The sequence below is a fragment of the Bradyrhizobium sp. CCBAU 51753 genome (assembly GCF_015291565.1).
Lineage (GTDB): Bacteria > Pseudomonadota > Alphaproteobacteria > Rhizobiales > Xanthobacteraceae > Bradyrhizobium > Bradyrhizobium ivorense.
The window spans coordinates 1,497,567-1,512,669 of the sequence record NZ_CP030037.1 but is presented as its reverse complement, the minus strand read 5'-3'; the positions used below and the strand labels follow the sequence as shown (position 1 = coordinate 1,512,669).

At 65.1% G+C, this 15,103-nt stretch carries 11 protein-coding genes; 7 read left to right on the top strand and 4 right to left on the bottom strand.

What is annotated here, in order from left to right; all coding sequences use genetic code 11:
- Positions 1-7: 7 nt before the first annotated feature.
- Positions 8-580, bottom strand: coding sequence for an STM3941 family protein (locus XH93_RS06905; RefSeq protein ID WP_194472930.1), 573 nt, complete (start codon positions 578-580; stop codon positions 8-10).
- A 340-nt stretch (positions 581-920) separates the two neighbouring features.
- On the opposite strand from XH93_RS06905, the gene XH93_RS06900 reads away from it, so the two are divergent.
- Positions 921-2,279, top strand: coding sequence for a glycerophosphodiester phosphodiesterase (locus tag XH93_RS06900; protein WP_210340449.1), 1,359 nt, complete (start codon positions 921-923; stop codon positions 2,277-2,279).
- A 164-nt stretch (positions 2,280-2,443) separates the two neighbouring features.
- Here the strand turns inward: XH93_RS06900 and XH93_RS06895 are convergent, their stop codons facing one another.
- Both XH93_RS06895 and XH93_RS06890 read right to left on the bottom strand, forming a co-directional pair.
- Positions 2,444-3,757, bottom strand: coding sequence for an O-antigen ligase (locus tag XH93_RS06895; protein WP_194472929.1), 1,314 nt, complete (start codon positions 3,755-3,757; stop codon positions 2,444-2,446).
- Entirely contained in the window at positions 3,754-4,749 is a 996-nt protein-coding gene (locus XH93_RS06890) for a glycosyltransferase family 2 protein (protein ID WP_194472928.1), read from the bottom strand. The genes XH93_RS06895 and XH93_RS06890 overlap by 4 nt, the downstream gene beginning before the upstream one ends.
- A 393-nt stretch (positions 4,750-5,142) precedes the next feature.
- On the opposite strand from XH93_RS06890, the gene XH93_RS06885 reads away from it, so the two are divergent.
- Positions 5,143-6,231 carry a radical SAM protein gene (locus XH93_RS06885; RefSeq protein ID WP_194472927.1) on the top strand — a complete coding sequence of 363 codons (1,089 nt, stop codon included), beginning with the start codon at positions 5,143-5,145 and terminating at the stop codon, positions 6,229-6,231.
- 1,026 nt (positions 6,232-7,257) lie between these two features.
- Here the strand turns inward: XH93_RS06885 and XH93_RS06880 are convergent.
- Positions 7,258-8,220, bottom strand: coding sequence for a hypothetical protein (locus XH93_RS06880; protein WP_194472926.1), 963 nt, complete (start codon positions 8,218-8,220; stop codon positions 7,258-7,260).
- 416 nt (positions 8,221-8,636) lie between these two features.
- Here XH93_RS06880 and XH93_RS06875 point away from each other — a divergent pair, with 416 nt between their 5' ends.
- From XH93_RS06875 to XH93_RS06855, 5 genes are all read left to right on the top strand, one after another.
- Entirely contained in the window at positions 8,637-9,563 is a 927-nt protein-coding gene (locus tag XH93_RS06875; protein WP_194472925.1) for a DUF6492 family protein, read from the top strand.
- The gene (locus XH93_RS06870; RefSeq protein ID WP_194472924.1) at positions 9,557-10,993 is read left to right on the top strand and encodes a lipopolysaccharide biosynthesis protein; all 1,437 of its coding nucleotides are present in this window, start codon (positions 9,557-9,559) and stop codon (positions 10,991-10,993) included. The genes XH93_RS06875 and XH93_RS06870 overlap by 7 nt, the downstream gene beginning before the upstream one ends.
- 22 nt (positions 10,994-11,015) lie before the next feature.
- Entirely contained in the window at positions 11,016-11,834 is an 819-nt protein-coding gene (locus tag XH93_RS06865; RefSeq protein ID WP_246799500.1) for a bifunctional 2-polyprenyl-6-hydroxyphenol methylase/3-demethylubiquinol 3-O-methyltransferase UbiG, read from the top strand.
- Complete coding sequence (locus XH93_RS06860; RefSeq protein ID WP_246799499.1) at positions 11,831-12,583, top strand: polysaccharide deacetylase family protein; 753 nt, start codon at positions 11,831-11,833, stop codon at positions 12,581-12,583. The genes XH93_RS06865 and XH93_RS06860 overlap by 4 nt, the downstream gene beginning before the upstream one ends.
- 150 nt (positions 12,584-12,733) lie before the next feature.
- On the top strand, positions 12,734-15,073 hold the full coding sequence (locus XH93_RS06855; protein WP_194472923.1) for a GumC family protein: 2,340 nt from the start codon (positions 12,734-12,736) through the stop codon (positions 15,071-15,073).
- Positions 15,074-15,103 lie beyond the last annotated feature (30 nt).

Sequence of the window (15,103 nt, the reverse complement as noted above, 5' to 3'; positions counted from 1 at the left end):
CTTCGACTTATCTGCCTTCTTCGGCAACCGCATAGGTCCGTGTTACTCCCGCTCGCAGTTGCCAAGCGCGCGCAAAAGCCAAGCTTGTCGCTAGCAACTCGTCGAAACCGACTTTGAGGTCATTTGACCCTACGCAGAGGCCGTCAACGCCGAGCGCACGATTGGCGTCTCGCGACCAGCGCGCAAGCCGGGTGAGACCGAGCCCCGCCTCGATCGCTGGATCGATCACGAGCACCATAAATCGTTGTCGCCGGTGCTCCCAGACTCTGATGTCTTTGACGACGTTCCACGGAATAAGCTCGGTCGCTAGGCGGCTATCCCGAATCCCATCCCGTGTGATAGTGACCACTGGGCCGTGGGTTGTGACTGCTCTCCACCCCGCAAGCAATGTACAAGCGGTGAAGAACAGCACACCAACATAACCGCAGAATTCGGCAAAGCTGCCGGGCTGAACCTTAGGAAACAACCGAAGGGCCATCGCCGTCGAAAGCGCCGTCATGACGAACCCGAGTACCGCGATGCCGAGGAGCTTAATTCTCGACGCTTCGATCTCAACTGCGCCGCCGGCATCGATCGTCATGTTGAAGCTCCATTCATATGGGTTGGTTGATCAGCAGCGCTTCCCAAAGCCGCTTATTTGGCACAGCTTACCATAAGTTGCATCGCCGGTTTAATTCCTTTGTGATTGCATTGATCTATGTGTGGTAGCGGGGAGCAGCGATGTCGGTTTTGGCCCGAAGCAGCGCTCAATGATGTCCGCTCCAATGTCGGTGTTCGGGGGTGAAGCAGAAATCTTGTGCTCGACCTGAGCCTTACCGGTTTTGACCCTGGCTGTGTGAAAACGGCCGCCAATACCGAGCCAGTGCGCCGTTTGATCCTTCGCATTGGCTAAGGGTTGGAGACGTTCAGCCGATGATCGAGTGTCTATCGAAACGGCGCTGGGTGGCCGGGTTGAGGACATGCTCGACGCTTGCACGCGACAGCTGTCGGTCATCCCAGCGTCACTCCTCGCGCGTAGCGTGCGCCCCGCAATCAACCATGGGGGGAATAACATGAAAGTGGGGTTTCTTGCGCGTGGCCTCGCGCTCGCCGCGGCAATCTTGGCTCTTTGTCCGGCGTACTCGACCGCCGGGGACCGCGACGATATCAAATTCCGCAAGCCGCTCGTGATCGGTCACCGCGGCGCGCACGGCTATCTGCCGGCGCACACGCTGGAGGGCTACGCCCTCGCGATCGAACTGGGCGCCGACTTCATCGAGCCGGACCTGGTAGCCACCAGGGACGGGCATCTCATTGCCAGCCACGAGCCCAACCTCATCGCAACCACCGACGTGGCGAGCCGGCCGGAGTACGCCTCGCGCCGGCGCACCGTCGTCATCGACGGCGCGGCCGAGACCGGGTTCTTCGCCTCCGACTTCTCGCTGGTCGAGATCAAGCGGCTGCGCCGCGTGCAGGACTTCGCCGACCGGCCGCAGCAGTTCAACGGCAAGTTCGAGATACCGACGCTTGAGGAGATCATCGCGCTCGTCAAGCGCAAGAGCGGGGAGAACGGCCGCACCATCGGCATCTACCCGGAGACCAAGCACCCGACCTACCACAAGTCAATCGGCCTTCCGCTCGAGCAGCGGCTGGTGCAAGTGCTGGCACAGGCCGGCTGGAGCCGCCGCGACGCACCAGTCTTCATCCAGTCGTTCGAGCAGAGCAACCTGATGGAGCTGCGCAGGATGACGCCGGTCCGCTTGATCCAGCTGGTCGACGCGAACGACGTGAATGCCGACGGCAGCCTCGATTACACCGCGCCGTTCGACCGGCCCTACGACTGGACCGCCTCGCGCAACCCGCGCCTGCTCGCGCGCACTTTCGGCTACTTCGCCACCGACGCCGGACTGCAGGAGATCAAGAGCTACGCCGACGGCATCGGTCCGTGGAAGCGCTACGTTGTCAGCTCGACGGCCGCCGGTCTGCCCGGTCCGGGCGAGGCGAGCCGCAAGCTCCTGCCGGCGGGCGACCTGATCGAGCGCGCGCACAAGGTCGGCCTGCTGGTGCACATGTGGACCTTCCGCAACGAGCAAAAGCGCCTGGTCTCGGACTACCAAGGCAACCCCGTGAATGAATATCTGCAGTTCTATCGGCTCGGCATCGACGGCGTGTTCTCCGACTTCGCCGACACCGCGATCGCGGCCCGCGTCCTGTTTAGACTCGAGCGTGACCCGGATTTCGGACGCTGCTTCACGGGCGACCGCGGCGGCGCGCAGCGCTCGCCGCCGAACTGCGAGTGAAAACGAAGCGCGAGGCGCGGACCTGGGGCGGCTCGCGCAGCACGCCTCACAGATGCATCGTGGAATCGGTGCGGTTCGATGCGCGTGGCTCGCCGGCACTCGAATTAGCTGCATCCGTCCAACGCACTCGGCGAGCCGACATGGCGAATTTGTGAGTACACGCCCTAGCTCCGCATCCGGAACCGGGCGAGATAGTGCAGCCCGAACACGGAGATCAGGAACGTCACCCAGATCGTGTCCGCGCGGTCGAGGAAGAAGCTCTCCATCGCCGAAAGATAGAGTCCGAACAGCCAGATGCGCAGAAACAGCATCGCCAGCGGGCCGGCATTGCCGCCCTGATCGGCGGCCTGGAAATCGCGCAGCGGCTTGATCACGATCGCCGCGATCAGGAGCGCGAGCCCGGGCAGCCCGGTGCCGAGCGCGATGTCGAGGTAGCCGTTGTGGCTGTGCGAGGCCAGGGCGGCCCACTCCTTGCCCTCCTGCAGGTTCTGGATCGCGCTGCTGCCCCAGAACGACTCGAAGCCGTATCCGGTCCACAGCCGCCGGCGCAGCGAGTCAAAGGCGAACTCCCAGATGTCGGCGCGGCCGGTGAAGGAGGTATCGAGCGGCAGCCGGCTCGCGATCGCATCGAGCGTATCGCTCATGACGGTACCGACGCCCAAAAGATTGAGCAGCACCAGCGGCGTCAGCAGCAGCAATGCCCGGCCCCACAGCGAACGAACCAGCGGCATCAGCGAAGTCAGCAGCAGCACCGCGACGCAAAGCGCCATCGAACTCTTGCCAGCGGTGCAAAACAGGAAGACCGCCGCAAGCCCCGACACGGCGATACCCGCCAGCCATCCGCCGACCCTGGTCAGCGCGATGCCGAGGAACAGCAGCATCGCCATCATCGCGGCTGCGACGTTCTTGTGACCGAACACGCCGCGCCAGTGGCCGGCGAGCGCCGGCTCCTGCGGGTCGCCGGCCTGGTGGATCGACAGATGCGGCGCCAGCAGCACGCCGAGATAACAGGTCGCGAGCAGCACCAGCGCGGCGATGCCGCACCAGCGCAGCAATTGGTCCTGCGACTTCGGCAGCAGCAAAATGGTCGCCGCCACCACGACCACGAACACCGAGAGCGACAGCCGGCGCAGCGATGTCGCCGGATCGAACGACAGCACGACGGTGACGCAGATCCAGCCCGCGAACAGCAGGAAGGCCGGGGTCAGCAGCGATTTCAGCGCCGGCATGTTGTCGCTGACGGTCAGAGCCAGCATCACCACCATCAGCACGCCGAACAGGCCGTAGAGGAACGCGTCGCCGCCCGCGGTCACGTCGCTGAGATAGAACCCGCTGAGGTCCGGGAACGGCCGCAGCGAGATCCAGACCAGGAGCAGGATGCCGATGAACAGTGCGCCGCGGACGATATCCAGCACCGGCCGGCGCGCGATGCCGGCGACCAATGCCCGGCCTTCCGCGGTGATCGGAAGATCGCTCACGACGCGATCTTGGAGGCCGCGTAGGGCTGCGGCTCGATGCCGAGCACCGCCAGCGCGCTGCCGACGGCGACCACCATCGGATGCATCGCGATCACGGCCTGATGCTCGCGCAGCACGATGCGCGCGAAGCGAAACAGCGAGAACGGCACCAGGCCGAACATCTTCGCCTTCACGGCCGCGCGCGACCACACCGTCCGCGCCGCCTTGCTTTCGATGTGATAGTTGATCGCGCCGATCCGCAGGCCGCGCCGCACGATCCAGCCGAGATTGGTGCGGCTCTGCGGCACCGTCTCGCTGATCGCAGCCTCGACGACCCAGTAGAAGCCGAAGCCCGCGCGACGCGCCCGGGCGAAGAAATCATGGTCGCCGCCACCGAGGAAGTTGAAGCGCAAGTCGAAGGCCGGCTGGCCGAGCCGCTCGAACACCGCGCGCCGGATCAGGCAATTGCCGCAGCCATAGATCACCGGAACCGGGCCGCTCTCATGATAGGCCGGCGCAAATGCCGGATGACGCTTGAGACCGCCCTTGTGCTTGTCGGCGAAATTCGGCCACACCGGCCCGCCGATGACGGCGGCGCCGGAAGTTTCGGCTGCGCGCACCATGCGCTCCAGCCAATCCGGAGAGGCCACCTCGTCGTCGTCGATCATCAGGAAGTTTTGCGCGCGCGGAAAATTCTCGAGCGCGGTCTCGAACGCCGCGTTGATCGCCCGGCAATTGCCCTGCCGCGGCTCGACGATGCAGATGCCGTGCAGCCGGCCGGAATTGAGGAACTCGGCCGCGACCGGCGCGCTCTCGCATCGCCCGGCGTCGTTCTCGACCACGACCACCGCAAAGCGGCGTGCGGTGCGCTGCGCCGCGAGCGACTCCAGAGTCAGGCGCAGATGCTCTGGCCGGCGAAAGCTCGGAATGCAGATCACGGTTTCGACGGTGCAGTCGAGCGAAGACGAGGTGGTGACCCAGGCGCGGTCGGCAAAGGGCAGCTCGATCGACATCTCATCGCCTCCTGGCAATCCCGATCCGCATGCATCGTCCCGGCACGGCTCAGAATGGGACATCACCGTCCCGAATTGATTGGCCTGTGCCGCGATGCAGACGCGGTTCAAACGTTACGGCGAGCTCATGGCAAAATCCGATCCAGCCGCCGCACGCATCGCCGCGACTTCGCCGCAAGGTTAATTTGAAGGCGAACGAGCCGATCTATCGGCGCGAATAGACCTATCAGGGGCGCGGACCCCATCAGCGCTGCGCCCCTTAAAGGATCCTTAGGGTTAAAGACTGGCCTGCGCCCGCGACAGTCTGCGCGGCGGCGAGGCTGGCATCCGAATTGCTCAGCACCGGCCGGATCAACGCGTTCTCCCAAAAACACGCAACAGCTGAGGTTCACCTTGAAAGCGCTCGACCTCGTCTCGCTCGGCACCAAGCATGTCCGCAACGCATTTTCAGAAGAGCTCTACCTGCGCACCGGACGCGACGTCACCCGCCCGGCCGCGATCTTCGCGGAGGTGGTGGAACGCTGCAATTACAAATGCCGCTATTGCGACTACTGGCGCCGCCCCAACTATCGCGACGAGATGAGCATCGAGGAGTGGCAGCGCGCGCTCGCCAGCCTGAAGGAGTTCATCGGCGCCTATCATATCGAGTTCGCGGGCGGCGAGCCCTACATCAAGAAGGGCTTTCTCGACCTGCTGCGGTTCTGCCGCGACAACGACATCCACTGGGGCGTCACCACCAATGGCGGCGCCTATCTCAACAAGAAGATCGTGGCGCAGACCGTCGAAGCGCACCCGTTCAACATCAACATCTCGATCGACTCGACGGACCCGACAATCCACAACTACTCGCGCGGCATCGAGAACTCGCTCGACGACATCGTGCAGGGCATCCGCAACGTCGCCGAGGCGCGCCGCGCCGCGGGGCTGGATTTTCCGATCATCATCAAGCCGGTGGTGCACAAGCTGAACTTCCGCCGCCTGCCCGAAATGGTCGACTGGATCCAGGAGATCGGCGCCACCGCGCTGAGCTTCCAGCCGGTCGAGCAAGGCACGCAGGAGGTCGAGGACGAACTTTGGATCGGCGAGAGCGAGATGGACGATCTGATCAAGGTCCGCGACGAGCTGCTGCGGCTGAAGCGCGCGGGCGCGCCGATCCTCAACGGCGAGGCTTTGCTGCGGGCCTGGCCGAACCATTTCCGCCGCGAGAAGGCGCCGAAGGAAGTGATGCCGTGCCGAGTCGGCATGCGCAATTATTTCATCCGCTCCGACGGCCGTCTCGAAGTGTGCTGGTTCTTCAAGCCGATCGGCAATGTGCGCACCCAGACCGCGCGCGAAATCTGGTACAGCGAGGAAGCCCGCGCCCGCCGCAAGGAGACCGTCGGCTGCGACAAGCTCTGCCTGTTCACCTGCCTCGCGCAGCGCACGCTGCAGGACAAGATGAAGATGGGCCTGACGCTGCTGAGCGGCACCAAGGCGGCGTGAGAGTCCGGCTCAAGACTGATAGAGTGAGACCCTGGCATTAGCTCCGTCATGCGCGGCCTTGTGCCGGGCATCCACGTCTTTGCTCCAAACGCGCAACGAAGACGTGGATGGCCGGGACATAGGCTAAAGCAGGATGAAGTTAGGTTTGATTGGTTTGGCCTCGGCTTCGGTGCACCTCTCCCTTGGGAGAGGTCGATTTGCGCAGCAAATCGGGTGAGGGGTTACGGTCTATCGAGAGAGCAAGAGCCCTCACCCGGCGCTACGCGCCGACCTCTCCCCGGCGGGGAGAGGTGAACCTCCGATGCCGCTCCAAACCAACCTAATCTCATCATGCTTTAGCATTGGCTCCGTCATGCCCGGCCTTTGTGCCGGGCATCCACGTCTTTGCTCCAAACGCGCAACGAAGACGTGGATGGCCGGGACATAGGCCAAAGCAGGATGAAGTTAGGTTTGATTGGTTTGGCCTCGGCTTCGGTGCACCTCTCCCTTGGGAGAGGTCGATTTGCGTAGCAAATCGGGTGAGGGGTTACGGTCTATCGAGAGAGCAAGAGCCCTCACCCGGCGCTACGCGCCGACCTCTCCCCGGCGGGGAGAGGTGAACCTCCGATGCCGCTCCAAACCAACCTAATCTCATCATGCTTTTAGCATTAGCTCCGTCATGCCCGGCCTTGTGCCGGGCATCCACGTCTTTGCTCCAAACGCGCAACGAAGACGTGGATGGCCGGGACATAGGCTAAAGCAGGATGAAGTTAGGTTTGATTGGTTTGGCCTCGGCTTCGGTGCACCTCTCCCTTGGGAGAGGTCGATTTGCGCAGCAAATCGGGTGAGGGGTTACGGTCTATCGAGAGAGCAAGAGCCCTCACCCGGCGCTACGCGCCGACCTCTCCCCGGCGGGGAGAGGTGAACCGAGATCGAAGCCGATTCAACCAAAACTCATCCTGCCTTAGCGGAAGCGACGCCGTCTTCGGACGGCTAGGCCCGGCCATGACGGAAAACGGATTCGGCTTCAGCTTTTGCTTTAATCGATCAGCCCGCGAACAGCTTTCGGAACAGGCCCGCCGACTTGGGAAACCGGCCGCTGTCGATCTGCGTCGGCCACAATCCGTCGACGTCGAAATAGGCGGCATAGGCGATCTCGGCCTTGTTGGCCGCGAACCAGTCGTGCATCTGCTGCACGAAGTAAGCGTTGTCACCCGCCTGGCCGACGCCCCACTCGGGATAGCTCATCTTCTTGCCATGCGCGGCGGCGAAATCGCGCTGCCATTCGAGGCCGAACGGCACCTTGAGGCACCTGTTGGTCCAGCGTTCCGCGGGAGTGCCGTCGGACCCGAAGTCGTAGATGTCGAGACCGATGATGTCGACGACATCATTGCCGGGATAGGCGGCATCCGCCGGCATGCCCTGCGCTCCCCAGCCGGGGCACCAGTCGAAGGTGAAGCCGCCGGAATACCGGCGGAAGATCCCGACCACGCGGCGGAACGCCTTCACGTAGTCGTCCTCCTGCCCCTTGGCGAACCAGTTGCTGTCGGGAACGTTCATCTCCCAGCCCAACCGGACGATCGCCTTTGGGTGCGAAGCCGCGATCGCGCGTGCGGCGGCCTCGAAATCGTCATCGTGCAGGCCGCCTGCGACATCGGCGAGCGGCGTGCCCGCAAAGCTGAGCGGCACCGACCAGACCAAATTGCGCGCTGGGTTGAGCTTGTTCCAGAGTGCCGGCACCCACGCGAACTGATGGAATTCCTGCCACGCCTTCTCGCCGTAGAAGTCGACGCCGAACACCGAGGAGCGCGGCTGATTGAGCCACTTCTCCCACGCCTGCAGCACATGCTCGCGGCCGGTCTCGCCCCAATTGACGAAGGCGCCGGCGAAGCGCGCGGAACCCGGTCCGAGTTGCGAGCGGCGGGACGGCGCGGCCCGCACCGCCGATGGTCTGCCCAGAGCAAGCGCGGCGAATGCCAGAACGGCCCTTCGCGTGATCCCGTTGCTCATATCAACTCGCACCACACACTCCGACGGTTCTCGCACCGCGCGTGTCAAAAGCGGACAGCGCGGACAGCACGGCTGTTTCGAAATGGGCGCGCGGCGCCGCCCCCGTCCGGTCGCGCCGCTTTCCCGCCGGGAACGCCAACAGATTCTCATACTCATTCACCTGCACCGATTGCGTCGGCAATCGTACCGCAGCCCTGCAATATCCGGGCTACACGCGATCGGCGCGGCAAAATCACGCGCGCGGATGGTTGCTTGGCCTCCGTTAACCGATGCATCGCGCCGGCATTGTTCTCTGATTAACCATCAGCGACCGCGCAAAAATGCTCCGGCATCGTTCTTGCTGAATTGGCACCAACAACCATTCCGGCGGGCTGCAACGTACCGTCCTGACACGGTACTGGCGGAGAGCTTACAAGATGAACCCTGTCGCGTTGCTGACCCCGACCTACGGGCGCGATCTGGAAATCTGCACGCTGCTTTGCGAGAGCGTGGATCGCCACGTCACCTCCTTCTCCAGGCATTATCTGCTGGTTCCGGACTGCGACCTGCCGCTGTTCGCGCCGCTGGCGAGCGAACGGCGCATCATCATCCCCGCCTCTTCCTTCCTGCCCGACTGGCTGCGGCCGCTGCCGCGCATGATCCAGCGCAAGCGTCGCCAGTTCTGGTGGTCGCTGCGTACCAAGCCGGTGCATGGCTGGCACATCCAGCAGGTGCTGAAAATCGCCGCGACCATCACGCTGCCGTACGAGCGGTTCTGCATCCTGGATTCCGACATCGTATTCTTCCGCGACTTCGACCTGGCGCGGTTCGAATATCCGAACCGGATTCCGCTGTTGAAGATGCAGGACGCCGTCACCGCCGACCAGCCGCGCCATTCGCGCTGGCTGGAGACCAGCCATCGGCTGCTCGGCCTGCCGACGCCCCCCTTCCCGGCGCCGGACTTCATCGGCCACATCATCTTCTGGGACAGGCTGACCACAAGGACGATGGTCGACCGCATCGAGGCCGCGACCGGCGTCAGCTGGATCGAAGCGCTGTGCCGGACCCGCGAGTTCTCCGAATATCTGCTCTACGGCTTCCTGGTCGAGAACGATCCGGACGCCGCGCAGCGCCACAGCGTGGTGCCCAAGACGCAATGCATCAGCTACTGGGACGACCCGACGCTGAGCAAGGACGAGCTCAAGGGGTTGCTGCGGCGCGCCGACAAGGACGACGTCGCATTCTCGATCGCCTCGTTCTCCGGCACGCCGGTCGCGACCATTCGCGAGGTGGTGGCCGAGAGCGACGCCATCCTGGCGCCGTCGCTGGCTCCCGCGGCCGCGGAGTTTGCCGCATCATGCTGATCGGACAGGCCAGCATCAATCTGACTGCCAACGTGCTGTCGGCGCTGCTCGGCCTGCTCAGCGTGTTCATCTTCACGCGGCTGTTCGCGCCGCATGATTATGGCGTCTATCTCCTGGGTGTCGGCTTCGCCTCCGTCATCTCCGTGTTCCTGGTCGGCTGGTTCCGCAATCTGATCCTGAGCGGCCATGCGCGCGATGACGGCACCGACGTCCGCGGCCTGGTCGTGTCGGGCTACCTGATCTGCTGCCTTACCGCGCCGATCGCCTGGCTGCTGGCGCGCCTGGTCGGGCTCGATGGTTCGGCCGCGCTCGCAGCCACCGCACTCGCAATTGCGATCGGCCTGTTCGAACTGACGCAAGACCTGCTGCGCGCGCGGCTGAAGGCGCTCTCGGTGATGAAGGCGACGCTGGTCCGCGCCGGCGCGCTGCTCGGCTTCGGCGTCGTCGTGGCGCTGATCAGCCCGACCGGCGTGCTGCTGCTGCTTGCGGCGGCCGCGGCCTATCTCATTGCGGTGCTGGTGCAGTCGCGCAGCGCGTGGCGCGGCACCATCACCAGCTTCGATCGCGCCGATTTGTCGACGCTGGCGCGCACCGGCCTGCCGCTGACGGTGTCGCTGACGCTGCTGGCGATCTCGAGCGTGACCGACCGTTTCATGATTGCCAATTTGATCGGCGCCGCCGACGCCGGCAAATATGTCGCCGCGCTCGACCTGGTGCGCCAGACCCTGATGATGCCGGCGATGAGCATCGCCGCGGCGTTCTTCCCGATGGCGGTGCAGATCCACGCCAAGCAGGGCGATGCCGTGGTCAAAACCCACCTTGCCGAATGCTTTGAGCTGCTCGCCGGCGTCACGCTGCCGGCCTGCCTCGGCTTTGCGGTGATCGCGGCGCATATCGCCAACATCGTGCTCGGCGTCGACTTCCGCGCGCTGGCGGGCGAGATCATGCCTGTTATCGCGGTCGCCGTGCTGTTCCAGGTGCTGACCCAGCAATATCTGCATGCGAGCTTCCTGCTGTCGGGGCGCAACTCTTTCTATTTGATCAACACCGCCTCGATCATCGCGGCCAACGTGATCCTGTCCTACGTGCTGGTCAGCCATTACGGCACGGTCGGCGCGGCGTGGGCGCGGCTCGGCGCCGACATCACCGGCTTTGCCTGCGCCCTGATCCTCAGCCGCTTCGCCTTCCATATCCCGATCCCGCTCGGCCGGCTGGCTCTGATCGTGATCGCCGCGCTTGCGATGGCGCTCACCGTCGGCGCGCTGGACCGCGGCCTGCACATCGCCGATCTCCCCGCCAGCATCGCGCTGGCCGCCGCGGGGCTCGCCGTCTACGCCGCGCTGTGCTGGCTGTTCGACATCGCGCAACTGCGCGGCCGGTTGAAGCGCGGTTTCGCCATGTTCCGTGCCAAGTACGTAACAAGTTCGTAAATAGCAATGTTGGAACGAGCCGATGACCAAGTCCCTAGCGCTTGCCTCCCGTCGTGCGCCACTCGCTGATCTGACGATGCCGGCTCCGGCCGCGGCGGTCCATCCGGAGTCGCTGCTCGCGCTGCCGCCGGGCGAGGCCAAGCAGAGCCTGTTGACGGTGCACAGCATCCTCGAGGCGCGGCTGCCGGCCGGGCCGCTTTCGATCTACGAGGCCGGCGGCGGCTCGACCAGCTATCTGCCGCTGAAAGTGCTGCGCCGCGCCCATGTCACCGTCGTCGATATCGACGAGGACCAGATCCGCAACAACACCTATGCGCAGGAGCCGATCCTCGGCGACATCCAGACCTACCGCTTTCCGCCGGGGCGCTTCGACCTGATCATCTGCTACAACGTCATCGAGCACATTCCCGATGTCGAGGCCGCGCTGCGCGGCTTCTGCGACGCGCTGAAGACCGACGGCCTGCTGCTGATCGGCGCGCCGAACCCGAGATCGCTGTCCGGCATCGTCACGAAATATTCGCCGCACTGGTTCCACGTGTTCTTCTACCGCTACGTCCGCGGCGAGAAGAAAGCCGGACTGCCGGGCGAGGCGCCGTTCCCGACCCACTTCCATCCGCTGGTCACACCAGCCAAGCTGGAAGCGTTTGCCGTCAAGCACGGGCTGCAGGTGATCTACCGCAAGAAGTACGAGAGCCCGCGCTATCCCGAGATGCGCCGGCGCAAGCCGGTGCTCGCCGCCTGCATCGACGCGGCGGCGAAGCTGATGAATGCGTTGCTGCCGGGCAAGATCGACGTCCGGCACGGCGACTACCATGTCATCCTGCGAAAGCTCAGGTCATGAATGCTCTGTGGTCCGAGGCAAGGGTCAAGGTCAGCCACCGCCTGGCGATGCATGTGCAGGTGGAGCGTTTCCGCTTGCACAATGCGACGCCGATGGTGACCTTCTCCTTTGACGACCTGCCGAAGAGCGCCGCGACGCTCGGCGCCGACATCCTGGAATCCTACGGCGCCCGCGGCACGTTCTACGTGTCGGGCGGCCTGGTCGGGATCGACGCGCCGGACTGGGCCACCGGAAGCGCCGACGACGTCGTCTCGCTGTATCGTCGCGGCCACGAGATCGGCTGCCACACCTTCTCGCATCGCCGCGCCTGCGATCTCGACGAGACCTCGCTGGCCGGCGAGATCGCGCGCAACCGCACCTATCTCCACTCGCTCGATCCGACCATGACGGTCGACAGCTTCGCCTATCCGTTCGGCTACGGCTCCTACGCGCGGAAGTACCAGTTGAAGTCCGAATTCCGCACCTGCCGCAGCATCGTGCCGGGCGTCAACAGCGGCGAGGTCGATCTCCAGTTCCTGCGCGCGATGCCGCTGATCGATCGCCAGACCTCGCGCGAGCGGATCGAGCAGGCCTTCGACGAGGCGGCAAGCACTAACGGCTGGTTAATTTTCTACAGCCACGACGTCGACGAGGCGCCGAGCCTCTATGGCTGCTCGCCCGACCTGATGACCTACGCGCTGGAAGCGGCGGCACGGCGCAACATCCCGGCACTGACGATGGCGGAGGCGTTCCGATGCGCCCGCGCTTAAACGCTTTGTTTGCCTTTCTGTTGAATAGTCCCGGCATGCGTATGGTTAATTTTTCGTGTTGCGTGCTTTCCGCGTCTTGCGCGCGTTGCGTGGCCCGAAAGATAGCTTCTCAGCCGACGCGTGCGGCCGTTGAAATGGAAGCTGGGGCCAATGCTCATCTATGACCAGCCGATAGACCCGCCGAAGCCGGAGCTTCGCCAGGCCGCTGCGCCGGCCGGCTTCAATCTGGCCGACCTGATCCGGCTGTTGTGGCAACGCAAGGTCGCAATCATATCGGCCGCCCTGCTCTGCGCCTGCATCGCGGTTGCGATCGGCAAGAGCCTGACGCCGCGCTACACCGCGGGCGCCCAGCTCTATCTCGACCCGCGCGAGCTGCAGCTGGTCGAACGCGAGCTGACGCCGCGGGCACAGGACGTCTCGGGCCTGGCGATGGTGGTCGAGAGCCAGTCGCGCCTGATCACGTCCAACAAGGTGCTGCTGCAGGTGATCCACGACACCAACCTGCTGAGGGATCCCGAATTCGGCGGCAGCGCGGGCAAGGGTATCTTCGCCGCGCTGCTCGGCCTGTTCGGCATCGAATCGAGGCCGACCGCCGAGCAGACCGAGCAACTCGAACTGGGCGTGCTCGACGCGCTCAACCGCCATATCAACGTCAAGAAGACCGACCGCACCTTCATCGTCGACATCGACGTGTGGTCGCGCGAGCCGGCCAAGGCCGCGATGCTCGCCAACGCGATCGCCAAGGCCTATCTCGCCGAGTCCAAGCAGTCGCAGGCCGCCGCCGCCCGCCGCGCCACCACCGACCTGTCCGGCCGGCTGAAGGAGCTGCAGCAGCGCCTGCGCAATGCCGAAGAGGCGCTCGCGACCTACAAGGCGCAGAACAATTTCGTCGGCTCGCAGGACAACATGATCACCGACCAGCAGCTCTCGGCCAGCAACCAGCGGCTGGCCGCGGCGCGGGCGCTGACCCTCGATGCCCAGGCGAATTATGATCAGATCGAGGCCAGCCGCCGCGGCGCGGCCGATCCCGGCGCGATCCCCGAGGTGCTGCAGTCGCAGAGCATCGCCTATCTGCGCGCGCAATATGCCGAAGCGAAGAAGAAGCAGGCCGAGTTGCAGGCCGAACTCGGACCGCGACACCCGGCGCTGCGCCAGGTCGACCAGCAGGTCGACGATTTGCGCCGGACCATCAAGGAAGAGATCGACCGCGTCGCGCTCGCCGCCAAGAACAATCTGACCCGGGCGCGCGATTACGAGGCCTCGCTGAACAAGTCGCTGGACGTGCAGAAGAGCCAGAGCGTGCAGATGAGCCAGGCGTCGGTGCGCCTGCGCGAGCTGGAACGCGAGGTCGAGGCCAGCCGCGAGGTCTATCAAGCCTTCCTCAAGCGCTCGCGCGAGACCGAGGAGCAGGAGAGCCTCAACACCTCAGCCGCTCGCGTGATCGGCGATGCCACCATCCCGCAGCAGCGCACCTTCCCGCCGGCGATGAGCCTGCTGGCGCTGCTCGGCTTCATGTTCGGCGGCCTCGCCGCCGCGGCCTGGATCGTTGCCGCCGGCCGGCTCGCGCCCGGCGCGGACCCGGTGCGGCCAAAGCTGCAGCCGAAGCAGGATCCGGCGCCGGAACCGCAGCGGGTCGCCGCGCCGGTGAAGCCGCAAGCCAGGCCTTCCGTCACGCCGCAGCCCGCCGCGCGGCCCGCGGCCGGCCCGATCGAACCGCCGTTCGAGAAGCCGCTGTTCGACAAGCCGCTGATCGCCGAGCTGCAGGAGACCGACGTGATGCGCACGCTCGGCGGCATCCTGACCGACGGCAATGCCGCCGACGTCACCCGGTTCGGCTGGCCGACGCTGCGCACCAGCGCGGCGCTGGCGCCATTTTCCAACACGACGCGGCAGATTCTTGCCGCGCTGGCGGCGCTGGAGCCCACGAATGGCGTACCGGTGCTGGCCGTGATCGGCACCGCCGGTGATCGCGATCGCAGCATGGTCGCGCTGAACGTGGCGCTGGTCGCCGCACGCGACGGCGCCCGGGTGCTGCTGATCGACGCCGACGGCGCCAGCCACGCGCTGACCGACAAGGTCGCGCATATCGGCAAGGCCGCGCCGAGCCGGCTCGACTGGCTCACCATCGGCAGCAAGGCCGCGCGTGCCATCAACACCGCGAACGGCATCGCGATCCTCCCTGCGATTGGCGGCAGCGGCGCCAAGGCCAGCGAGGCGATCCGCAAGGCGATCGTGCAGGCGCGATCTGCCGGCGGCCACGACCTCGTGATCCTGGACGGGCCGGCAATGCCGTGGGACGCGGCCGAACGCAAGCTGTTCGAGATCGCCGACGGGCTCGTCGCGGTGCTGCCGGTGCATGGCGACATCAACGAGGCGATGGAAGACATCATCACGGCGCTGGGCGGCGCGGAGCGCAAGCTCGCCGGTGTCGTGCTCAACGAGCTGCAGCCGTCCGTCGCGAGCCCTCAGCACGACAAGCAATATGCCTGAGCGCCGCGCCACCTACGCGAGGTGAGCATT